The organism is Tenacibaculum sp. TB-53 (genome assembly GCF_059716285.2).
This window is the reverse complement of record NZ_CM202790.1, coordinates 1,255,943-1,279,013: the sequence shown is the minus strand read 5'-3', so window position 1 is coordinate 1,279,013 and position 23,071 is coordinate 1,255,943. Positions and strand designations below refer to the sequence as shown.

23 protein-coding genes are annotated in these 23,071 nt (G+C 32.2%); 6 read left to right on the top strand and 17 right to left on the bottom strand.

Features of this window, described 5'->3' with window-relative positions:
* Positions 1–32 precede the first annotated feature (32 nt).
* On the bottom strand, positions 33–920 hold the full coding sequence (locus tag AC3VJB_RS05775; RefSeq protein WP_497666883.1) for a 3-hydroxybutyryl-CoA dehydrogenase: 888 nt from the start codon (positions 918–920) through the stop codon (positions 33–35).
* Positions 921–1,071: 151 nt separating this feature from the next.
* The gene (locus AC3VJB_RS05770) at positions 1,072–2,031 is read right to left on the bottom strand and encodes a Gfo/Idh/MocA family protein (RefSeq protein WP_159611666.1); all 960 of its coding nucleotides are present in this window, start codon (positions 2,029–2,031) and stop codon (positions 1,072–1,074) included.
* Positions 2,032–2,162: 131 nt separating this feature from the next.
* Here AC3VJB_RS05770 and AC3VJB_RS05765 point away from each other — a divergent pair, with 131 nt between their 5' ends.
* Positions 2,163–2,804: a protein-L-isoaspartate(D-aspartate) O-methyltransferase gene (locus AC3VJB_RS05765; RefSeq protein WP_159611664.1), complete on the top strand. Its 642-nt coding sequence runs from the start codon at positions 2,163–2,165 to the stop codon at positions 2,802–2,804.
* A gap of 274 nt (positions 2,805–3,078) precedes the next feature.
* On the opposite strand, the gene AC3VJB_RS05760 is transcribed toward AC3VJB_RS05765, so the two are convergent.
* From AC3VJB_RS05760 to AC3VJB_RS05710, 11 genes are all read right to left on the bottom strand, one after another.
* A complete protein-coding gene (locus AC3VJB_RS05760) occupies positions 3,079–3,252 on the bottom strand; it encodes a hypothetical protein (protein WP_156167015.1) in 174 nt (57 codons plus the stop codon).
* 18 nt (positions 3,253–3,270) lie between these two features.
* A complete protein-coding gene (locus AC3VJB_RS05755) occupies positions 3,271–4,131 on the bottom strand; it encodes a substrate-binding domain-containing protein (RefSeq protein WP_047789016.1) in 861 nt (286 codons plus the stop codon).
* On the bottom strand, positions 4,132–5,001 hold the full coding sequence (locus AC3VJB_RS05750; RefSeq protein WP_497666882.1) for a nucleoside phosphorylase: 870 nt from the start codon (positions 4,999–5,001) through the stop codon (positions 4,132–4,134). It lies immediately after the preceding gene.
* Entirely contained in the window at positions 5,002–5,946 is a 945-nt protein-coding gene (locus AC3VJB_RS05745) for a DUF1835 domain-containing protein (RefSeq protein ID WP_159491368.1), read from the bottom strand.
* Positions 5,947–6,093: 147 nt separating this feature from the next.
* Positions 6,094–6,417, bottom strand: coding sequence for a translation initiation factor (locus AC3VJB_RS05740; protein ID WP_073183642.1), 324 nt, complete (start codon positions 6,415–6,417; stop codon positions 6,094–6,096).
* 5 nt (positions 6,418–6,422) lie between these two features.
* Positions 6,423–7,370: an isopenicillin N synthase family dioxygenase gene (locus AC3VJB_RS05735; protein WP_047789012.1), complete on the bottom strand. Its 948-nt coding sequence runs from the start codon at positions 7,368–7,370 to the stop codon at positions 6,423–6,425.
* Positions 7,371–7,430: 60 nt separating this feature from the next.
* The gene (locus AC3VJB_RS05730; RefSeq protein WP_231128405.1) at positions 7,431–8,114 is read right to left on the bottom strand and encodes a DUF6048 family protein; all 684 of its coding nucleotides are present in this window, start codon (positions 8,112–8,114) and stop codon (positions 7,431–7,433) included.
* Between the two features lie 22 nt (positions 8,115–8,136).
* Complete coding sequence (locus AC3VJB_RS05725) at positions 8,137–8,613, bottom strand: DUF6452 family protein (protein ID WP_159491364.1); 477 nt, start codon at positions 8,611–8,613, stop codon at positions 8,137–8,139.
* A gap of 7 nt (positions 8,614–8,620) precedes the next feature.
* The gene (gene rlmD / locus AC3VJB_RS05720; protein WP_159491362.1) at positions 8,621–10,072 is read right to left on the bottom strand and encodes a 23S rRNA (uracil(1939)-C(5))-methyltransferase RlmD; all 1,452 of its coding nucleotides are present in this window, start codon (positions 10,070–10,072) and stop codon (positions 8,621–8,623) included.
* A gap of 114 nt (positions 10,073–10,186) precedes the next feature.
* Positions 10,187–10,882, bottom strand: a complete 696-nt coding sequence (locus AC3VJB_RS05715; protein ID WP_497666881.1) for a YiaD family glycine zipper/OmpA-like lipoprotein — start codon at positions 10,880–10,882, stop codon at positions 10,187–10,189.
* Between the two features lie 13 nt (positions 10,883–10,895).
* Positions 10,896–11,372, bottom strand: a complete 477-nt coding sequence (locus tag AC3VJB_RS05710) for a lipocalin family protein (protein WP_047789007.1) — start codon at positions 11,370–11,372, stop codon at positions 10,896–10,898.
* A gap of 248 nt (positions 11,373–11,620) precedes the next feature.
* Here AC3VJB_RS05710 and rocD point away from each other — a divergent pair, with 248 nt between their 5' ends.
* Positions 11,621–12,865, top strand: a complete 1,245-nt coding sequence (gene rocD, locus AC3VJB_RS05705) for an ornithine--oxo-acid transaminase (protein WP_437824890.1) — start codon at positions 11,621–11,623, stop codon at positions 12,863–12,865.
* Positions 12,866–13,115: 250 nt separating this feature from the next.
* Here the strand turns inward: rocD and yidC are convergent, their stop codons facing one another.
* A complete protein-coding gene (gene yidC / locus AC3VJB_RS05700; protein ID WP_047789005.1) occupies positions 13,116–14,987 on the bottom strand; it encodes a membrane protein insertase YidC in 1,872 nt (623 codons plus the stop codon).
* A 195-nt stretch (positions 14,988–15,182) separates the two neighbouring features.
* On the bottom strand, positions 15,183–16,802 hold the full coding sequence (gene pyrG / locus AC3VJB_RS05695) for a CTP synthase (protein ID WP_047789004.1): 1,620 nt from the start codon (positions 16,800–16,802) through the stop codon (positions 15,183–15,185).
* Positions 16,803–17,031: 229 nt separating this feature from the next.
* On the opposite strand from pyrG, the gene rpmH reads away from it, so the two are divergent.
* From rpmH to AC3VJB_RS05680, 3 genes are all read left to right on the top strand, one after another.
* A complete protein-coding gene (gene rpmH / locus AC3VJB_RS05690; protein WP_028891113.1) occupies positions 17,032–17,193 on the top strand; it encodes a 50S ribosomal protein L34 in 162 nt (53 codons plus the stop codon).
* A 103-nt stretch (positions 17,194–17,296) separates the two neighbouring features.
* Positions 17,297–20,149: a carbamoyl-phosphate synthase large subunit gene (gene carB, locus AC3VJB_RS05685; RefSeq protein WP_167713684.1), complete on the top strand. Its 2,853-nt coding sequence runs from the start codon at positions 17,297–17,299 to the stop codon at positions 20,147–20,149.
* Between the two features lie 144 nt (positions 20,150–20,293).
* A complete protein-coding gene (locus AC3VJB_RS05680) occupies positions 20,294–20,815 on the top strand; it encodes a flavodoxin (protein ID WP_073183636.1) in 522 nt (173 codons plus the stop codon).
* 22 nt (positions 20,816–20,837) lie between these two features.
* Here the strand turns inward: AC3VJB_RS05680 and AC3VJB_RS05675 are convergent, their stop codons facing one another.
* Complete coding sequence (locus tag AC3VJB_RS05675) at positions 20,838–21,389, bottom strand: acyl-CoA thioesterase (RefSeq protein WP_159615986.1); 552 nt, start codon at positions 21,387–21,389, stop codon at positions 20,838–20,840.
* Positions 21,379–21,765: a 6-phosphogluconate dehydrogenase gene (locus AC3VJB_RS05670; protein ID WP_159615984.1), complete on the bottom strand. Its 387-nt coding sequence runs from the start codon at positions 21,763–21,765 to the stop codon at positions 21,379–21,381. The genes AC3VJB_RS05675 and AC3VJB_RS05670 overlap by 11 nt, the downstream gene beginning before the upstream one ends.
* A gap of 104 nt (positions 21,766–21,869) precedes the next feature.
* On the opposite strand from AC3VJB_RS05670, the gene AC3VJB_RS05665 reads away from it, so the two are divergent.
* Positions 21,870–23,045: a GlmU family protein gene (locus tag AC3VJB_RS05665; protein WP_497666880.1), complete on the top strand. Its 1,176-nt coding sequence runs from the start codon at positions 21,870–21,872 to the stop codon at positions 23,043–23,045.
* Positions 23,046–23,071: the final 26 nt, after the last annotated feature.

Genomic DNA, 23,071 nt, shown 5'->3' with positions numbered 1-23,071 from the left:
GGCTTCTTTTTGTTTTATATTTTTCTTAGTTTTTAAGAAAACATCTTCGCAACTTTCTCTGCTTTTCTACTTTCTGAATAATCATAAAAACCTTCACCAGATTTAACACCTAATTTACCAGCTGCAACCATGTTTACTAATAACGGAGATGGAGCATACTTAGGGTTTTTAAATCCATCATACATTACGTTTAAGATAGATAAACAAACATCTAACCCAATAAAATCGGCTAATTGTAATGGCCCCATTGGATGTGCCATTCCTAATTTCATTACGGTATCAATTTCAGCAACACCAGCAACACCGTTGTATAACGTTTCAATACTTTCGTTAATCATTGGCATTAAAATACGATTGGCAACAAAACCTGGGTAATCATTTACTTCAACAGGAACTTTATTTATTTTCTTAGTTAAATCAACTGTAAAGTCCATTACTTCATCAGAAGTGTTGTATCCTCTAATAATTTCAACCAATTTCATAATTGGCACAGGATTCATAAAGTGCATTCCAATTACTTTTTCAGGTCTATTGGTAGCTGCTGCAATTTGAGTAATTGAGATTGATGAAGTGTTGGTAGCTAAAATAGTATCCTCAGCACAAGCTTCATCTAAATCTTTAAAAATCTTAAGTTTTAAGTCAATATTTTCAGTAGCAGCCTCAACAACTAAACTAGTATTCTGTACACCTTCTTTAATAGAAGTGTAGGTAGTAATATTGTTTAAGGTATTATTTTTATCGTCTTCAGTAATTTTTTCTTTCGCTACCATTCTATCTAAGTTTTTAGTAATGGTTGCTAAACCTCTATCTAAGGCAGCTTGCGAAATGTCGATAAGTTGAACATTGTATCCAAATTGAGCAAACGTATGCGCAATTCCATTTCCCATTGTTCCTGCTCCAATTACGGCGATATTTTTCATGTTGTTGTGTTTTGGTATTTATATGGGCGTTCCCCCTATGGGGCGGGCTTTCCGCTACAATCTTTTTTGTTATAATCTTTGCTTTGCGCAGCATAACAAAAAAGGATTTTCACTGCAATCCCTAACGCGGTTGTTACTTATTTACTTTATTCTAAAAACAGTCTATAATCTGATGTGCTACACGTAAAGCCTCAGTACCTTGACGTAACGAAACAATAGGCGTAGTATTATTGTGAATAGCATCTGCAAACGATTCTAATTCATCTAAAATAGCGTTGTTAGCTACTACTTCAGGATTATCGTAATAAATTTGCTTTTTAACACCTTCAGCATTCTGCAAAATCATAGCAAACTCATCAGGTTTTTCTGGTACGTCTTTCATTCTAACAACTTCTGATTGCTTTTCTAAGAAGTTTACTGAAATGTATGCGTCTCTTTGGAAAAAACGGCTCTTACGCATGTTTTTCATCGAAATTCTACTTGCTGTTAGGTTCGCAACACAACCATTTTCAAATTCAATACGAGCATTAGCAATATCAGGAGTTTCTGAAATTACTGATACACCACTTGCATGCACACTTTTTACTTTTGAGTTTACAACCGATAAAATAATATCAATATCATGAATCATTAAATCTAAAACTACAGGTACATCTGTTCCTCTAGGGTTAAATTCAGCCAAACGATGTGTTTCAATAAACATTGGCGTGTCAATCAAGTCTTTTACAGCCATAAAAGCAGGGTTAAAACGCTCTACATGTCCAACTTGACCACGAACATGGTGTTGACTTGCCAACGTTCTTATAGCTTCAGCTTCTAACACTGTATTCGTAATAGGCTTTTCAATAAAAATATGTTTTCCTTTTTCAATGGCTTGTTTGGCACAATCGAAGTGAGAAAGTGTAGGAGTAACAATGTCAACTACTTCAACAGCATCAATTAACGCTTCTACTGAATCGAATAATTTATAGCCAAATTCATCAGCTACTTTTTGTGCATTTTCTGTAAAAGGGTCATAAAACCCTACTAATTCATATTTTTCTGATTGTTGTAACAAACGCAAATGGATTTTTCCTAAGTGACCTGCGCCTAAAACTCCAGCTTTTAACATAAGTGAAAGATTATTAGTTATTTGATTGGTTTGTTGAAAAAGAAATGATTTCTACAAAAAATCAACGCAAACAAAGATACACTTTTATACAGATTTATTACTACTTTTATCCTCCTGAAATTTTATAATTAGTGAGAGATACAACCAAACACCAAGGACTTAGAAATCAATTAGCAAACGTTTTAGAAGTAAAAGGAATTAATGACGAGAGAGTATTAAAAGCTATCAGAAAAATTCCAAGACATTTGTTTATGGATAGTAGTTTTGAAGCGCATGCGTATCAAGACAAAGCTTTTCCTATTGCTGCTGAACAAACAATTTCTCAGCCTTATACAGTAGCGTTTCAATCACAAGTATTAGAAGTAAAGCCAGAAGAAAAAGTATTAGAAATAGGAACTGGATCTGGATACCAAACGGCAGTATTATTAGAATTGAATGCTGTGGTGTATTCAATAGAAAGACAACATGAGTTATTTAAAAAAACTTCAATGTTTTTGCCAAGACTTGGATATAAGCCAAAAAGGTTTATTTTTGGTGATGGTTACAAAGGATTACCAGAAGAAGCTCCTTTTGACAAAATTATTGTTACAGCTGGAGCACCGTATGTGCCTAAAGCATTATTGGCGCAAATTAAAGTAGGAGGTAGGTTGTTGATTCCTGTGGGGGATCAAGAGCAAGTAATGACACTTTTTATAAGGAAATCACCAAAAGAATTTGAAAAGCATGAGTTAGGTGATTTTAGGTTTGTGCCAATGTTAAAAAAGAAAAATTAATCATTAAAACTAAATTATATTATGAAAAAAGAGAATGAAACAAAATATTACGTTATTACATGTGTAGGAGTTATGTTGTTATTAGTAATGGTGTTTGCCTTTGAAAAGGGTGCTCTGTTAGGAGAAATTATAGCAAAGTAAAAAACTAACACATATAAGATAAGCTCAAATCCTTTTCTAAAATAGAAAAGGATTTTTTGTTATGAGAAAAATCAAAATAAAAAAATCCGCCTAAAAAAGCGGATTTATTGAATTTGAATAAAGAAACATCAACTTATTCAGCGATTGCTATTTCAGTTGCATCTGCAACTACTATCTCTTGTTGTTGATGTTGTTTTTGTTTGTTTTGATTAGTTTTTGCTAATCCACAAGGACTAGTACTTCCGCAAGAAGAAAAACCTAATAAACTAACAGTACAAATTGCAATAAATACTACTTTTTTCATCATTATTCCGTTTTATAAAAATCAAATATACATATTTCTGATTAAGTCACCAGAATTTTCCTTCTTTTCAATAACGTTGAACTCCACCATTTTATTTTGTATGTCCGTAATTAAATTTTCGGAAATAGCTTCGCCGTCATTCCATTCAGTAATAGATAACCATTCCTGAATATCATCTATTTGTTGTTCATACCTATTGGAAAGAACTTTATCAATATTATCGAAGTCTTTAAAGTCTTTAGTACAAGCGTTAATGATATCGTGTACTTTTTTTACTTCTTCAAAATTATTTTCTAAGATTTCATCACGAACAGCAATTACAAAACAAGGCCATGGGGTAGGGCAGTTACCAACTCGCCTAAAAGTACCGTTATCAACCAATGGTTTTGTGGTAAAGTGCTCCCACATAAAATAATCGGCTTCTCCATTAGTTAAAGCGTCTATTCCTCCTTGTAAATCTCCAACTACTTTAAATTGTAGTTTATTAACATCCCAACCATTGTTATGGGCATTTACAATTGCCATAAGTTGAGAACCTGAACCAAATCGGCTAATAGCTACTGTAGCATTCTCTAAGTCATTAATGGTTTTGAATTTTGAGTTCGCAGCAACATGAATTCCCCAAACAAGTGGACTTTTTACAAAAGTTTGTGTAATTTTTGAAGGATTTCCATTAATAATATCTTTAATAATTCCTTCAGTAAGCACCAGGGCAATGTCAACTTCACCAGAGCGTAAAGCTTTCGTCATAGCTCCAGTACCTCCAGGATAATCTTTCCAGCGTAAGTTGATTCCTTCTTTGGTGTATTCTTTATTTTTTAATGTAATGTACCATGGGTAATTAAAATGTTCAGGAACACCACCTATTTTTAATTTCAGCATTTATTCAACTAATTTATCTAGGGTATATGCAATCAAATCATTTACTACTTTATACGGATCTTTACTAAATGTTCCGTTGGCTCTGTTAGCAATAATTGCATTCATTGATGCTGCATTATGACCTAGTAGTTTAGCCAACCCATAAATGGCTGATGTTTCCATTTCAAGGTTGGTAATTCGATTGTTATTATAGTTAAAACTATCAATCTTCTTATTTAAATCGGGGTCTTGCAAAGGTAAGCGTAAAACACGTCCTTGAGGACCATAAAAACCACCAGCGGTAGCTGTAATTCCTATATATACTTTGTTAGATATTAATTTATCTTCTAAAGGTTTTCCATTAGAAATAATTAACGGATATGATTTTTTTGCACTCCAATTGGTATGTTTTATGAAAGCTTCTTCTATATCTGGATGTGAAATTTCATCCACTTGATACGATTGTAACATTCCGTTTAAATCCAATCCATGAGAGCTTAATAAAAAACTATCTACAGGAATATCAGCATGTAAAGAACCAGAAGTTCCAATTCTTGTAATGTTTAATTGTGTATGTTTTTCTTTAGGTTTACGTGAGTTTAAGTCGATATTAACTAAGGCGTCTAACTCGTTTAAAACAATATCAATATTATCAGGGCCTATTCCTGTAGAAATTACAGAAATTTTTTTTCCTTTATAGGTACCAGTAGTGGTTTTAAATTCTCTTTTTTGTGTGCTAAATTCTATAGTATCAAAGTGTTTGGTGACTTTGTCGACACGATATTGGTCTCCAACAAAAATGATATCGGTAGCAATATGTTCAGGTCTTAAATTCAAATGGTAAATACTACCATCTGGATTTAAGATGAGCTCAGAATGTTGTATACTCATTTACGATGTTATTTTTAACAGCTTATCAGTAGAGTTTACGTAGAGATAGCTGTATTTTTTTGCGCCACCAAGATACGAAAAATCAGAACGAATTTTAGCATAATAGTTTGTTTGGTTTTGCAATACTTTCTTACCTGTTTTACTAAGTTTTACAGGATCAAAAGAGGTAAATAGCTTTTTAAGGCTTTCAAGTTTGTTAACGTATTGAATATCACCAAACCCATAGTTTTCTTGATGAGTTAAAAGACTTCTAAGCAGTTCATCTTGGTTTGCAAATGTATGCTCGTTAGCAACCTTTAAAATATTATTTTCTATATAATTTAATCCATTTTCAATTGAAGGAAAACGAAGTAAATGTGCTTTTATAGCGTTTTCTAGATATACAAAAGGTGATTTTGGATTAAATTTATGTGCATTTTCAAGAGGTAACGGACTATCTGAGCAATATAATTGCCATATATAGTCAGCATATTCTATATCATCTTGAGAAAGCTCTATTTTATTTTTAAAGTGCTCTTTTAATTGATCGTCAGATAATTCTCCTAAACCATATAACTTTTTAGAGTTATCTATTTTACCACTTGTAACTAAAGATATTTTGTGATTTTTACGGTATCTTTTTAGCCAGCTTATTACTGCTAACATATTTACTTGACAAAATAAATCGTATTCAAACCATAAAACAATCTCATCTTGTTGTTTTTGATTACATAGGTTTCGGTATTCTTTAAGGGTATAATCTATAAACTTCTTCTTAGTAATTTTATAAGTAGTTTTTAAAAAGTCAAAACGTGTTTTCCAGAAGTCTTCACTACCTACGTCTACTGATGTTTTTCCTTCACATAACATTTCACGCCACGTAATAATATCACCTTCAATATTTAGTTCTTGAAGTCTTTGAGTTGTAACGTCTCCATTGGTTATGTGTAATAAAGAATGTTTCATAATTTTAGGGAATTGGTTGATTTCTTTATTTATGTAAAATAAACGATTTATTTTATACGTTATTATTTACTGGTTGGTATTTAACACTTTACAAAAGTTGTAAATATAAAAAAAATGTCGAAGAATCAAATCTTCGACATTTTTTACTTATCCACCAACGCGTTTTACGTTGAATCCTTTATCTTTTAAAAGTTGCATTATAGTATCTCTATAATCACCTTGAATTATGATTTTATCATCTTTAAAACTACCACCAACACTTAGTTTGGTTTTGATTTCTTTTGCTAATTTTTTAAAGTCTTGGGTAGCCCCATTATAACCGTCTATTATAGTAACAGGTTTCCCTTTACGTTTTTCATACTTACAAAGAATGGGTTCATCTTGTAACCAGACGTCAGGTTTTTTTTCTTCAGGTTTTTCCTCAAACTGATGATCTGGGAATAAATTTTTTAATTGATCTTGTAAATCCATTAGATTTATTTTTTCAATCCTAATTCGCGTAAACGTTCATCTAAAAACTCACCAGCAGTAATATTTTCAAACTGCTTTGGATTGTTTTCATCAATACAGTTTTCTAAAACATCTAATTTCATATCAGAAACAGGATGCATGAAAAATGGAATTGAATAACGTGATGTTCCCCATAATTCTTTAGGAGGGTTAGTTACACGGTGAATTGTTGATTTTAACTTGTTGTTACTATGGCGTGATAACATATCACCTACATTAATCATTAACTCGTCATCTTCTGCTATAGCATCAATCCATTCACCTTTATGGTTTTGAACTTGTAATCCTTTTCCTTGAGCTCCCATTAATAAAGTGATTAAGTTAATGTCACCATGAGCAGCAGCTCTTACAGCTCCTTTAGGTTCTGTAGTAATAGGAGGGTAGTGTATTGGACGCAAAATGCTATTTCCGTTTTTGATGTAGTTGTCAAAATACGTTTCTTCTAAACCTAAATGTAAGGCTAATGAACGTAAAACGTATTTAGCTGTTTTTTCTAACATTTGGTAAGCTTCTTTACCCACTTTGTTAAATTCAGGTAATTCTTCAACTTCAACATTTTCTGGGTATTCTTTTGCGTATTTTGAATCTGCATCAACATACTGACCAAAGTGCCAAAACTCTTTTAAATCTCCTTCTTTCTTTCCTTTAGCACTTTCTTTACCAAAAGAAACATACCCTCTTTGACCTCCAATACCTGGAATTTCATATTTTTCTTTTACATCTGTAGGTAAATCAAAAAACTTTTTGATTTCAGCATATAAGTTATCTACTAATTCATCGTCTAAAAAGTGTCCTTTTAATGCTACAAATCCTATATTCTCGTAAGCGTCACCAATTTCATTGATGAATTTTTGTTTTCTTTCAGCATCGTCCGATAAAAAATCTGCTAAGTTTACGCTTGGAATTTTATTCATTGTTAATAAGTTTTATTATTCAGGCGGTAAAGTTAGTGAAATCAAGCGTATGCTGATAATTTATTTATTAACAAAAGGAATTAAGTACGATATTGTATAGTTGAATCCGAAGCCTGTACTGCTTTCAAAAACACGATTAAAACCTGGTGTATATAGCGTTTTAAAGCCTTTTTGATCGTCAACACTTAACATAATTTTATATGAAAAGCTAAAACCAATAAACAAGTTTTTAAAAGTTTCTGCTTTTATACCTAGTTGTAACTCAGTCCAATGAGCGGTAAGTCCGTCGTCAGACATAGGTGTTGTAACAGGGTTTGAAGGAAAATAAGGAGGTAAGTTTTCAGTACCTGAAGAAACATTAGGTTGGTAGCTATTTAAGGTATGATCAAATATGGCAAAACCATAACGCATACCAACATAAATTTCGTTATTCATATCTAACCAATTCTCGTAAGCGTTGTAGTTTGCTCCAAGTCTAATATAACTTCCTTTTGAACTAGAAGAAGAAAAATCTTCATAGGTGGTTTCATCTTCAAAACCTAATTCAGTAGCGATGTACCATTTTTTTGATACTCTATAATCACCTACTAATTCAAGTCCGCTATAACTTTTATCAATAATGGCAAGACCAGGTTTACTAATGTCTAATCCAATACGTAAGCCATATCCTGTTTTATATGTAACGGTATCTTTTTTTTCTTTGGTTTCTTCTTTAGATGTATTTATTTGTGAGTATCCGTTCACAAATACAAAAACGAAACATAGACTAATGAAATACTTGTACATGGGCGCTAGCTTGATTATCGATTAATGGAATTTCTGTAGTTGATAAACTGTTTATCCAACCTGTATCATTTAAAGTTACATTTTCATAAATAATTCTGAAACCACATGAACGAGACACAAAGTCTTCTTTAGGATTGTACTCAATGGTAAGTGTAGCCGTTTGGTTATTAACTATATTGCCATCTACATCATTCATTTTTAGTGTATAGACTGTTTTTTGAGATAGGCTGTTTAAAGGAATAGCAATACTGTCTACTGTTCTATCGGTAAAAAGGCTATCAGTTTTTCCTTCTGCAATTACAGATAAACGTTCTACATTTTTTAAATCATTCGTATTATCCATATCGTAAAAACGAAGCACTAAATTAGGGGTTACAGGATTTTGTGTACAGAAATCATCTTTTTCACAGGCCGTTAAACCTGCTATAAATATGAATAGAGCAATGTATTTTTTCATATAATGTTTATTTTTCAAATAGAACTACCGTTTCTATGTGTGATGTATGTGGAAATTGATCTACTAAACTAATCTTTTTTAATTGATATCCGTTTTTCATCAATTCCTCCGTATCACGAGCTTGTGTTGCTGGGTTACAAGATACATAAACCATTCTATCTGCATTTAAGTTTATGATTTTCTTAAGTGTTTTTGGTGCAATACCCGCACGAGCTGGATCTAAAATAATGGTTCTTATCTTATTTTTATATTGTGGGTGTTCGTTTAGGAACTTTCCTACATCAGCTGCATAAAATTGCAAACCTTCAATATTGTTACGTTCTGCATTTTTCTTAGCGTCTTCAATAGCAGAGGCTACAATATCTACACCAACAATTTTAGTGTTATTCGACTTTGAAGCAATAATTTGTCCAATAGTTCCTGTTCCACAGAATAAATCCATCACTACGGTATTGTCAATTGCATCTTTGTTTTCTAACGCATAATCAACTACTTTGGTATATAGTTTTTCGGCAGATTTAGGGTTGGTTTGAAAAAAGCTTTTCATGCTAATTTCAAAATTTAAACCTAATAACTCTTCAACAATTTTATCTTTTCCATATACTAATTTTACACTTCCTGAGGTAGCAATAGTTCTATCGCCAGTTTCGTCATTAATAGTATGTAATAAACCAGCAACTCTATCGCTAAATAACTCTACTAAATAATTAGCAAATTCTTTTAAATCAAATTTAGGTAAATCGTGAGAAGTGGTTACTAAGTTGAATAACAATTCGTTGGTTTTGTATGATTTTCTTACTACAAAATACCTAAAGAAACCTTCTTTTTTAGGTCCGTGCCAAGGAGCTAAACCAGTTTTTTTACAATATTCTTTAATGTTTTTGATGTTGTCTTCAACTTGTTTGTCAAATAAACCAGAATCTTTTTCAAGGTTATCACCCATCCACCAAACACCGCGACGTTTAAAACCTAAGGTAAATTCATCTACATCGGTTTTGTTTTCACGGTCGTAACCAATGGCAGAAAAACCATATTCCATTTTATTTCTATAGTGGAATACATTAGGGGAAGCGATAAATTCATCAAATAAATCTTCAATATTTTCAACTTTACCAATACGCTTAAATAAAGATAACGTACTTTCTTGCTTGTATTTGTGTTGTAAATCTATAGGTAATTGAATGTAAGGTGCTCCAGGAATATCTTGATAAGGAATAGCTACTTCGTCCTCAGAATGTTTTAAAACATCAATTAATTTACACTCTGCATACTTTTTCTTTGATTTGTCTACACGTGCTTTTACTAACTGTCCTGGTAAAGTGTTAGGAACAAAAACAACAAAAACACCTTCTTCTGAACGTATTCTTCCAATTCCTTTTCCGCCGAAGGCATAATCTTCAATTAAAATTTCAATGACTTGTCCTCTTTTTACAAACTTATTTCGTTCTCTTCTTGGCATTCTATACTATGATTTATAGTGTGCAAAATTAGGAAAAGATATGGTTTGAAGGTAAAAAAAAGACCACTCATTGTAGAGCAGTCTTTTTAGGTATAGTTTGTAAAAGTTATTTTTTTATTGACGAGCTTCTTGCTTAGCTTCTTTTATCATTTGCTCGTTTGCAACGATAGCAAACTCTACACGTCTATTTTTACTTCTTCCTTCAGCAGTATCGTTTGTTGCTATAGGATCTTTAACACCAAGTCCTTTAGTTTTAAAACGACTGTTTTTTAATCCCTTACTAGCTAGGTAACTTTTTACAGAGTTAGCTCTTTTTTCTGAAAGCGTTTGGTTGTATTCAACCCTACCTGTACTATCTGTATAACCATAAATTACAATATTAGTATCTCCATAATCTTTAAAAACAGGGACTAATTTATCTAAGTTAGCTTTAGCAGTAGTTGTTAAAGTAGCTTTGTTAGTAGCAAAACGAACGGCGTTTTCTCCTAAGGTAAGTTTAATACCTTCACCAACTCTTTCAACTTCAGCACCAGGTAAAGCTTCTTCAATCTCACGAGCTTGTTTATCCATTTGATTACCAATTACACCACCGGCAACACCACCTACAACGCCACCTAAAATAGCTCCAAGTTCTGAGTTGTTTTTACTTCCTACATTATTACCTATTACAGCACCTATCACAGCACCAGCGGCTGTACCAATAGCAGCTCCTTTTTGAGTGTTGTTAGCATTTTGAATAGATTTACATGAGGTAAAAACTGTACTAGCTAAAAATAAAATTGATAAACTATAAATTATTGATTTTTTCATAATGTTTTATTAATTATTGTCTTTGAAATGAATAGGTAATGTTTTTTACTTGGCCAGCAACGTTTACTTTGTCTATTAAATCGAAGCTAGTTTCAGTAACATTATTTATATTTAATATATATCCTTGGTTTACTTCTTTTGCTTTGTGGTTATTTATAATTTTTAAAACAAAATTACCATCTTTATTAACATACCAAGTAATTGGAGAACTAAAGTTTTTACAATTTGTACTTGGATTATTTAAATTCATTTGTCCTTTATTATTGTTAGAGATAAAACTCCAATCACTACCAATAAAACAGTTAGAATCTTCTAAATTAAATGAGTTTACTTTTAAATAATTTGAACCCGGAAAACTTACAGCAGTAATGGTCCAGTTACCCTTTAACATTCGTTCAGTTTTGTTGTCAAGTTTTGTGTTAGTTACAGATGTAGATTTACAGCCGATTGTAACTATAGAAAGCAGTAGTAAAAAAAAGATTTTTTTCATAAAAATGATATTTAGTTAAATTCTCTTAAAGATAAAAAAACTAATTAACTGTTGTTTTATTGTAAATAATAAAAAGTTAAGTAGTCTATATTTTTAGACCCTATAAAATCTAAGAAAGTCACTTAAATTTAATAATTTTGTAGCTAGGGATGATTTCTTTCCCACGCTGAATTTTCGAAACTTCTTTTTCGAAAGGATAAAGGTAGATAAGGAATGGTTATTTTATAAATTTTAAAAAATTAAGAAAAATGGCTGTTTTAGACCAATTAACTTCGCAACAAGCGATTGACTTAGAAAACAAATACGGAGCACATAACTACCATCCATTACCAGTAGTGTTGAGTAAAGGAGAAGGAGTATATGTATGGGATGTTGAAGGAAAAAAATATTATGATTTTTTATCGGCTTATTCCGCAGTAAACCAAGGACACTGTCACCCAAAAATTGTAGGGGCAATGGTAAACCAAGCGCAAACATTAACATTAACATCTCGTGCTTTTTATAACGATATGTTAGGAAAGTACGAAAAGTTTGCAACTGAATACTTTGGTTTTGATAAATTATTACCAATGAATACTGGTGCAGAAGCTGTTGAAACGGCTTTAAAAATCTGTAGAAAATGGGCGTATGAAGTAAAAGGAATTAATGAAAACGAAGCGCAAATTATTGTTTGTAAAAATAACTTCCACGGAAGAACAACTACCATTATTTCTTTTTCAAATGATCCAGTAGCACGTAAGAATTTTGGGCCATTTACTAATGGGTTTATAAAAATAGAGTACGATAACTTACAAGCTTTAGAAGAAGCGTTAGAAAACAACGATAACATTGCTGGTTTTATGGCCGAACCTATTCAAGGAGAGGCTGGAGTATATGTACCTTCTGAAGGGTATTTAGCAGCAGCGAAAGCGTTATGTGAAAAACATAATGTATTATTTATTGCAGATGAAGTACAAACAGGTATTGCACGTACAGGTCAGTTATTAGCAGTAAACCACGAAAATGTACAGCCAGATATTTTAATTTTAGGTAAAGCATTAAGTGGAGGAGCATATCCAGTATCTGCAGTATTAGCAAATGATAGCATTATGAATGTTATTAGACCTGGAAACCACGGTTCTACTTTCGGAGGAAACCCAGTTGCAGCAGCAGTAGCTATAGCGGCTTTAGAAGTAGTTAAAGAAGAAAAATTAGCTGAGAATGCTAAGCGTTTAGGTAAAATCTTTAGAGAGGAGTTAGCTGAGTTTGCCAAAGAAAACGAGTTAGTAACGTTAGTACGTGGTAAAGGGTTATTAAATGCTGTTGTAATTAATGATACTGAAGATAGCTCAACAGCTTGGGATATTTGTATGAAGTTACGCGATAACGGATTATTAGCAAAACCAACGCATGGAAACATTATTCGTTTTGCACCACCATTAGTAATGAATGAAGAGCAATTAAGAGACTGTATTAATATTATTAAGAATACTATTACTGAGTTTAAAAAATAGTTTATAGCCTTGATTTATAAGGTATGAGTTATAAACTACTCTTAATCACATTATATACTTTATGGAATGAGCTCGATAAAAATTGAGCTCATTCCATTTAATATTAAAAGTGTTCTATGGTTAATTTAATTAGTTTAAAAGTTAATGGTAGAGTGTATATTTAACTTTTATCTTAAAATCCCTCAAATAGTATCTAACTATTTGAGGGATTTTTTAAAGTGTGTTTTCAGTTAAAATATATGCTGAAAACTTATTTTTTATTTTTAGCACGTTGTTGTGCGGCTTGTTGCTCTTGAGCTTGTTTCATGGCAGCATCTAAACGCTCACGGAATTTACTCTTTTTAACGGGCTTCTTTTTGTTTTCTTCAATCTTAGCATGAATCTTAGCTTCATCAATAACATAGTTCTTAATAACAAACATGATTATGATGGTTAATAAGTTTGAGATAAAATAGTATAAACTTAATCCACTAGCATAGTTATTAAAGAAGAATAACATCATAATAGGAGAGAAGTAAATCATCCATTTCATCATCTTACTCATGTCAGGCATTCCTTCTTGAGTAGGAGCTTGCATATTAGCTTGCTGGCTTTGGTTCATTTTCATGTAGAAGAAAATAGCTACAGAAGCTAAAATTGGAAATAAACTTACGTGGTCTCCATAGAAAGGAATTTTAAATGGTAATTTAAAAATAGTATCATATGAAGATAAGTCATTAGCCCATAAGAAACCTTCTTGTCTAAAATCAATATTGGTAGGGAAAAATTTGAATAAAGCAAAGAACACAGGCATTTGCATTAATGCGGGTATACAACCAGACATCATGCTCACTCCTGCTTTTCGCTGTACAGCCATAATTTCTTGCTGACGCTTCATAGCGTTTTCTTTCCCAGGATACTTTTTATTGATTTCTTCCATTTCTGGACGAATCACTTTCATTTTAGCACTTGATAGGTACGATTTGTATAATACAGGAGACATTATAATACGTACTACGATTGTCATTAAAATGATAATTAATCCGTAGTTACCAATAAATCCTTTTAACATATTAAATACAGGGTAGAATATAGTACGGTTTAAGAAACCAAAAATTCCCCAACCTAAATCAGCAATTTCGTCTAAGCTAGTCCCTTTATAAGATTTTAATAAATTATAATCTGTAGGTCCGTAAAACCATTGCATATTATAATTTAATTCTCCGTTTGTTAAAGCTAATGGAGTTTTTAATCCGTAAGTTTTAGTGTACACACTATCTTTATCTTCACCTGCAAAGTCAACAGATTTCAAGGTGGCATTACTAAACGGTGTATCAGATGTTAAAATAGAAGAGAAGAAGTGTTGTTTATAAGCAACCCAATCAATATCACTCACAACATCATCATCATTCATTTGTAAGTAATCTACTTCATCATCGGCTTTATAATAGTAGTAAGAGTACATGTTTTCGGTTTTCAAACTCTTTTCGTGTCTAAAACCTTTTAAACTCCAATCTAAATTTATTTCTTGAGAACTATTAATTGTATTACTCAACCCTTGTGAACGAACAGCAAAACCTACACGGTAATCACCTTTTTTCATTTCGTAGCGGTATTCTAAAAACTTAGATTCAGAAACCTTTAACTTCATAGAAAGTACTTGCGTATCTCCATTTTTGGTTAGAGTAGGAGTAAATAGTAAATCTTTAGTATTTAAAATTCGGTTATCAGTAGTTCCGAAGTTGATATTGAAAGAAGCATTATTATCTTTAACCAAGTATAGAGGTAAAGAATCGTATGTTTTGTAGTTTTTAACTAAAGCTTCGATGATTTGCCCCCCTTTGTTATCAATAGTTAACTTAACAACGTCATTTTCTAATGTTGTGTTTCCTTCTTGGCTTTTTGAAGCTCCGTATGCAAAAGCACCAAACTTATTTCGTAAAGCAATTTGCTGTAACGAGTCGTTTACAATTACATTATCGGTTAAATTGTTTTCAGTGTTAGTAGCATTAGCAGTTTGCTCTGTCTGGGTAGTAGCTTCAGGAGTTTCTTCTGGCTTTTGAGTATTCATCCACCAAAGCATAATTCCTCCTAATAAAAGCATTCCTATGAAGGAATTTAAATCAAATTTTTTTTGTTCCATTGATATATGTTAAAATGTCAACTTGTCATTTAAAGTTTTTCTTAAAAGCTGAAAAACCCGACAAAGGTAGTAAAACCCTATAGTTTTTTTGAGGTTTTACGGTGAATAATTTTGTTAGTAATGGTAGTTCAAACAGTATTCCAATTTTTATAAACAATAAAAAATCCTGTAAACTTAATTACAGGATTTTAAAATTTACTTCTTTGATTGTTTTAAAGCCGCTTTAATAAAGCTAACAAACAGTGGATGCGGATTCAACACCGTACTCTTGTATTCTGGGTGATATTGAACTCCAACAAACCAAGGGTGAGAGTCAATCTCAACAATTTCTACTAACCCTGTTTTAGGGTTAACACCTGCTGTTTTCATACCAGCATTTTCTAATCGTTCTTTGTAGTCGTTATTGTATTCGTATCTATGACGATGGCGCTCACTAATTAATTCTTCTTTGTAAGCTTGAAAAACCTTAGAATCTTGTGTTAATTGACAGTCCCAAGCTCCTAAACGCATAGTACCACCTTTTTCAGTAACATCTTTTTGCTCTTCCATTAAATTAATTACTGGGTGTGCTACATCAGGATTCATTTCTGTGGAGTTAGCGTCTTTTAAATTTAACACGTTGCGAGCAAACTCAATAACAGCCATTTGCATACCTAAACAAATCCCTAAGAAAGGTATATTGTTTTCACGTACATATTGTACTGCTGCTATTTTACCTTCAATTCCTCTATCACCAAATCCAGGAGCAACTAGTACACCGTTTAAACCTTCTAGTTGTTTAGCAGCGTTTTCAGGTGTTAACTCTTCAGAATGAATCCAACGAACGTTAACCTTTGTTTTATTAGTAGTTGCAGCTCCTGCATGAATAAACGCTTCTGTAATTGATTTATACGAATCGTGTAATTCAACATATTTTCCAACCAAACCAATTTCAATACTAGAGGTAGGGTTTTTATGACGCTCTAAGAACTTATTCCAAGTTTTTAAGTTAGGCTGTTTACGTGTAGATAGGTTTAATTTATCTAAAACAACATAATCTAACCCTTCTTTAAACATAAGGTTAGGAACATCGTAGATAGTTTCAGCATCTAATGACTGTATTACATTTTGTTTTTTAACATTACAAAATAATGCTAATTTGCGTTTAATATCATCAGAAATTTCGTGTTCCGAACGGCATACTAATATGTCAGGACTCACACCACTTTGCATTAATGTTTTTACAGAATGTTGTGTAGGTTTTGTTTTTAATTCACCAGCGGCTGCTAAGTAAGGTACTAGGGTTAGGTGTATAACAATTGCATTATCTTCTCCTAAATCCCATTGTAATTGACGAACAGCTTCTATATATGGTAAAGATTCAATATCACCAACCGTTCCTCCAATTTCAGTTATAACAATATCATAATCGCCAGTATTTCCTAAAATTTGAACTCTGCTTTTAATTTCATCAGTAATATGAGGAATAACCTGAACGGTTTTTCCTAAAAACTCTCCCTTACGCTCTTTGTCTATTACAGATTGATATATTCTACCTGTAGTTACATTGTTAGCTTGTGAAGTAGGAATGTTTAAGTAACGTTCGTAGTGTCCTAAATCTAAGTCGGTTTCAGCTCCATCATCAGTTACATAACATTCTCCATGTTCGTATGGGTTTAATGTTCCTGGATCTATATTAATATATGGATCTAACTTCTGAATGGTTACAGAGTATCCTCTTTCTTGTAATAATTTGGCTAGAGAAGCGGCAATAATTCCTTTCCCTAGTGATGAAGTTACGCCTCCGGTTACAAAAACGTATTTTGTGTTGTTCATGGTACTGTTAGGTTTGCGCAAAAGTAAGAAGTCTGGCAATTAGAACAAATAAAAAAGATAAAAAACGTGCAGAAAAATTATGTATGTTTGTCAAACAAACTTTTTTTGAAAAAAAATAAAATAAGGGTTTGTCAGACTGAAAAACTATTGTATATTTGCCCACGCTTTTAGCAGACGGAATTTCACAAAAGCAAAACATTTTTAAAGAAGATATTTAAGATATACTGTAATGAGTAAAAGAACGTACCAACCATCGAAAAGAAAAAGAAGAAACAAACACGGTTTCCGCGAAAGAATGGCTTCTGCTAATGGACGTAAAGTATTAGCTAGAAGAAGAGCAAAAGGAAGAAAAAAGTTGTCTGTTTCATCTGAATCTAGACCAAAGAAATAATGATTAACTATTGTTAATATTTTAAAGGCGTTACTATTAAGTATCGCCTTTTTTTATAACCAAACAATTTTTATTTTTACATCACAACACAACACAGACTAAAATGCCTAAAAGACAAGACCTTAAATCGATTTTAATTATTGGATCAGGACCAATTGTTATTGGTCAAGCATGTGAATTTGATTATTCAGGATCTCAAGCGTTAAGATCTTTGAGAGAAGATGGAATTGAAACCATCTTAATTAATTCTAACCCTGCAACAATTATGACAGATCCTTCGATGGCTGACCATGTATACTTGTTGCCACTTAACACAAAGTCTATTGTTCAAATTTTAAAAGAACACCCACAAATTGATGCTGTTCTACCAACAATGGGAGGGCAAACAGCACTAAACCTTTGTATTGAAGCTGATGAAAAAGGAATTTGGGAAGATTTTGATGTTGAAATTATAGGAGTAGATATTGACGCTATTAATATTACAGAGGATAGAGATAAGTTTCGCTTATTAATGGAAGAAATAGGGGTGCCTATGGCTCCTCAAGCTACTGCAACATCATTCTTAAAAGGAAAAGAAATAGCACAAGAATTCGGATTTCCATTATGTATTAGAGCGTCGTTTACTTTAGGAGGAGCGGGAGCATCTATCGTATATGATGAGAAAGAGTTTGAAGAATCATTATCTAGAGGATTAGAAATATCTCCGATTCACGAAGTAATGATTGATAAAGCAATGATGGGATGGAAAGAATACGAGTTAGAATTATTACGTGATGATAATGATAATGTTGTAATTATCTGTTCTATTGAAAACATGGATCCAATGGGAATCCACACAGGAGACTCTATTACAGTAGCTCCAGCCATGACATTATCGGATAAGACGTTCCAAAAAATGCGTGACATGGCAATTAAAATGATGCGTTCTATTGGTGAGTTTGCAGGAGGATGTAACGTTCAGTTTGCGGTTTCACCAGACGAGAAAGAAGATATTATTGCGATTGAGATTAATCCACGTGTATCTCGTTCATCAGCATTAGCATCAAAAGCAACTGGATACCCAATTGCAAAGATTGCTGCTAAATTAGCAACTGGTTATACTTTAGATGAGTTAGATAATCAAATAACGAAGTCTACTTCAGCTTTATTTGAACCAACATTAGACTATGTAATTGTAAAAATACCTCGTTGGAACTTTGATAAGTTTGAAGGTTCTGATAGAACTTTAGGTTTACAAATGAAAGCGGTTGGTGAAGTAATGGGGATCGGACGTTCGTTCCAAGAAGCATTGCACAAAGCAACGCAATCGTTAGAAATTAAACGTAACGGAATTGGAGCTGATGGTAAAAGTTATACAGATTATAACCAAATTAAAGACAAGTTAAAATATGCTTCTTGGGATCGTGTATTTGCTATCTATGACGCTATTCAAATAGGAATGCCGCTGAGTAAAATCCATGAAATCACTAAGATTGATATGTGGTATTTACGTCAATATGAAGAGTTGTATATGTTAGAAAAAGAAATTTCTACCTATACTATTGATACCCTTGATAGAGAGTTATTATTAGAAGCTAAGCAAAAAGGATATGGAGATCGTCAAATCGCTCACATGTTAGGATGTTTAGAAAGTGAAGTGTATAAAAAGCGTGAAGAATTAAAAATAAAGCGTGTATACAAGTTGGTAGATACTTGTGCTGCAGAGTTTAAAGCACAAACTCCTTACTATTATTCAACATTTGAAAGTGAAATTGAAACTGCTGAAGGTGAAGTTTCTGTGTCAAATGAAAGTGTGGTGTCCGATAAGAAAAAAGTAATAGTATTAGGTTCTGGACCAAACAGAATAGGTCAGGGAATCGAGTTTGATTACTGTTGTGTTCATGGGGTTTATGCTGCAAAAGAATGTGGTTACGAAACCATAATGATTAACTGTAATCCTGAAACTGTTTCTACTGATTTTGATACGGCAGATAAATTATACTTTGAGCCAGTTTTTTGGGAACATATCTACGATATAATCAAGCATGAAAAGCCAGAAGGGGTTATTGTTCAATTAGGTGGACAAACAGCTTTAAAGTTAGCAGAGAAACTAGAGCGTTACGGGATTCCAATTTTAGGAACAAGCTATAAAGCATTAGATTTAGCTGAAGATAGAGGAAGTTTTTCAACTTTATTAAAAGAAAATAACATTCCTTATCCAGAATTTGGAGTTGCAGAAAATGCAGATGAAGCTTTAGCTTTAGCTGACGAGTTAGACTTTCCAATTTTAGTACGTCCATCATATGTACTTGGAGGGCAAGGAATGAAGATAGTGATTAATAAAGAAGAGTTATTAGAGCATGTAGTAGATTTATTACGAAAAATTCCTAATAACAAATTATTATTAGATCATTACTTAGAAGGAGCAATTGAAGCAGAAGCAGATGCGATTTGTGATGGTGAAAATGTATATATCATAGGAATTATGGAGCATATTGAGCCTTGTGGAATTCACTCAGGAGATTCAAATGCAACTTTACCAGCGTTCAACTTAGGAGAATTAGTATTAGAGCAAATTAGAGAGTACACTAAAACAATTGCTTTAGCACTTGATACTGTTGGGTTGATTAACATTCAGTTTGCGATTAAAGATGATAAAGTATATATTATTGAAGCAAATCCACGTGCTTCTCGTACAGTTCCATTTATAGCAAAAGCTTATAAAGAACCTTATGTAAACTATGCTACAAAGGTAATGTTAGGAGAGAAGAAAGTAACTGATTTTGAATTCAATCCTCAGTTAGAAGGTTTTGCAATTAAACAACCAGTATTCTCTTTTAACAAGTTCCCAAATGTAAATAAGAACTTAGGACCTGAGATGAAATCAACAGGAGAAAGTATTTTATTTATAGATTCGCTTAGAGATGATGCCTTTTACGATTTATATGCAAGACGTAAAATGTATTTAAGTAAATAAAAGCATTTTAGAATAATAATATAGAAAATCCGAAGTAAATATGCTTCGGATTTTTATATTTTATATATGACAATATTAAACTTATTTACTTTCTAAGTATAATTTCTTACTGTATATTTGTTATTTAAAACAAATCTAAATAAAATGAACAGAATAGGATTAATTTATGGTTCTGATACAGGAATGACTGAAGAAATTGTAAGTTCAATAGTTGATGATTGGCAGGCATCTGAAATAGAAGTTATTGAAGTTTCTAACATGAAGAAGGAAGATTATAATCGGTTTGATAAATTTATTTTAGGTTTATCAACTTGGTACGATGGCGATTTACAAAGCGATTGGGAGACCTATTATGAAAATGAGTTTCAAACTATTGATTTTACAGGAAAGAAAGTGGCTATTTTTGGATTAGGAGATCAATATGGTTATGGTGAATATTTTGTTGATGGTGTAGGAATTTTAGCTAAAAATGTGGTTAAAAATGGAGGCGAACTTATTGGAAAATGGTCGTGCAAGGAGTATGATTTTGAAGAGTCAAAAGCTCAAATAGAAGAAGATAAAGACTATTTTTATGGTTTAGCTCTTGACGAGGATAATGAACCTGAAAAAACACCAGATAGATTAGCGAATTGGCTTAATCAAATAGAAAAAGAGTTTGACTTGTAAGCTTTCTTTTTGTGTTTAAATTTTATTTTAAATCAATCTTAACATTATAATTTTTTAATTCTTCAATGTAGTTTTGAGCAGTAAAATTATTATTATCAAATTTTTCTTGTCTATTCTTTTTCATTTTAATTCTATGGATGGCTTCTAAAAATCGACGCATTTCATTGTCATCATTAATAATAATTCCTGGTACTTCAGCATTATCACCATTGTCTTTTTTTGCTACCATTGTAAAATAAGAAGAATTACAATGTTTGGTCTTTCCAGTTTGTATATTTTGTGCTTCTACGCGTATACCAACTACCATCGAAGTTTTACCTACATAGTTAATAGACGCTTTCATGGTAACTAATTCGCCTACTTCAATAGGGTTTATAAAGTTAACGGTATCTACAGATGCTGTTACGCAATAGGTACCTGAATGTTTAGAGGCGCATGCAAAAGCAATCTGATCCATTAGCTTTAAAATATATCCACCGTGAATTTTGCCACTAAAATTGGCGTGAGAAGGAAGCATTAATTCAGAAATAGTAATGCGAGTATCTTCTATGTTTCTGTAAATATTATTGATCATTATCTTTTTTTATTCCTCTAAAGTGAGGAGATTGTTCTTCTTCAACATGGGTTATAAAATATTTTGTGTCACCTAACCAAAAGAAAGTTCCAAAACGTTCTTTGTAAGTAACTTTTACATAACGACCTTGATATTCTTGAAGTTTTTTTATGACTTCCTTTTGATTGTCCTCTACAGAAAAGGCAAAAATTTGCGCTCCAGAAATACCTTGGCTAATTTCACCCTCCCATGTTTTTACTACCACACCTTTGTAGCTAATTTTAATAAGTTCACCAGAGCGAACCCCTTCACTATAAGGAACAAAATAAATAAAAGCATAGTATAGTGCTGCTATAAGAGCAATACCAATTAAAATTAATCCTAAAATTTTTTTCATAGTAAGATATTGAAGAATGTATAATAACAAAAGTAAGGTTTATATTTTGACTTGTAAAATGAATTGAAAGTGGTAAGTTTGTGTTGCTTCAAAAAATGATTAATATGAACTATATTTTATTTGATGGTGATGTACGTACAGCTCTACTACCATTTACATATACACGACCAGTAGCTGATATTAGAGTAGGTATTTTAACTATTAGAGAAAAGTGGGAAAAATATTTAGGCTTAACAACAACTACCGTAACAGAGGAGTATTTAGAGGAAAAATATCCTATGGTTGAAATGGAAGAAAATGTATTATTAAATGCCTCTTTCTTGCCAACTAAACCTTTGGTTGAAATGGTTAAAAACCTACAAAACAATCAAGCTATTTTTAAAGGTGAAGATGTTATTGCTTTTTATACGACAGATACTCAGGAAGAAGTAGATTTTTCTTCTTATGAACATATAGAGTTTGAAGATGATATAATTCAAATAAAAAATACTTGGGATATTTTTTCGTTAAATGACAAAGCAATTAGAGCTGACTTTGATTTAATAACTGAAGGTAGAAAATCGGAACCAATTCCAGAAACTGTTAATTGTGTTAATAGAAACGATATTTTTGTTGAGAAAGGAGCTAAACTAACTTTTGCAACCTTAAACGCTTCAACTGGACCAATTTATATTGGTAAGAAAGCAGAAATAATGGAAGGTGTAGTTGTACGAGGCGCTTTAGCTATGTGTGAAAATTCAGTATTAAAATTGGGAGCTAAAATTTATGGAGCGACTACCTTAGGACCTTATTGTAAAGTAGGAGGAGAGGTGAACAACTCAGTATTATTTGGGTATTCAAATAAAGGACACGATGGATTTTTAGGAAATTCAGTATTAGGCGAATGGTGTAATATTGGAGCTGATAGTAATAATTCTAACCTTAAAAATAATTATGCAGAAGTTAAGCTGTGGAATTATGAAACAGGGCGTTTCGCTAAAACTGGATTACAATTCTGTGGTTTGATGATGGGAGATCATTCAAAATGTGGAATTAACACAATGTTTAATACAGGAACAGTTGTTGGTGTTTCTGCGAATATTTTTGGAAGTGGATTTCCAAGAAATTTTGTTCCTTCATTTAGTTGGGGAGGAGCATCAGGTTTTACTGAATACAAAACAAATAAAGTTTTTGAAGTAGCTAATGTAGTAATGAAAAGACGAGGTATTGAGTTTGGTGAGAGAGAAAAACAAATTCTAGAACACGTTTTTGAAGAAACAAAACAATACAGAAATTATTAAACCAAAAGGAAGGACTTTACAAAATG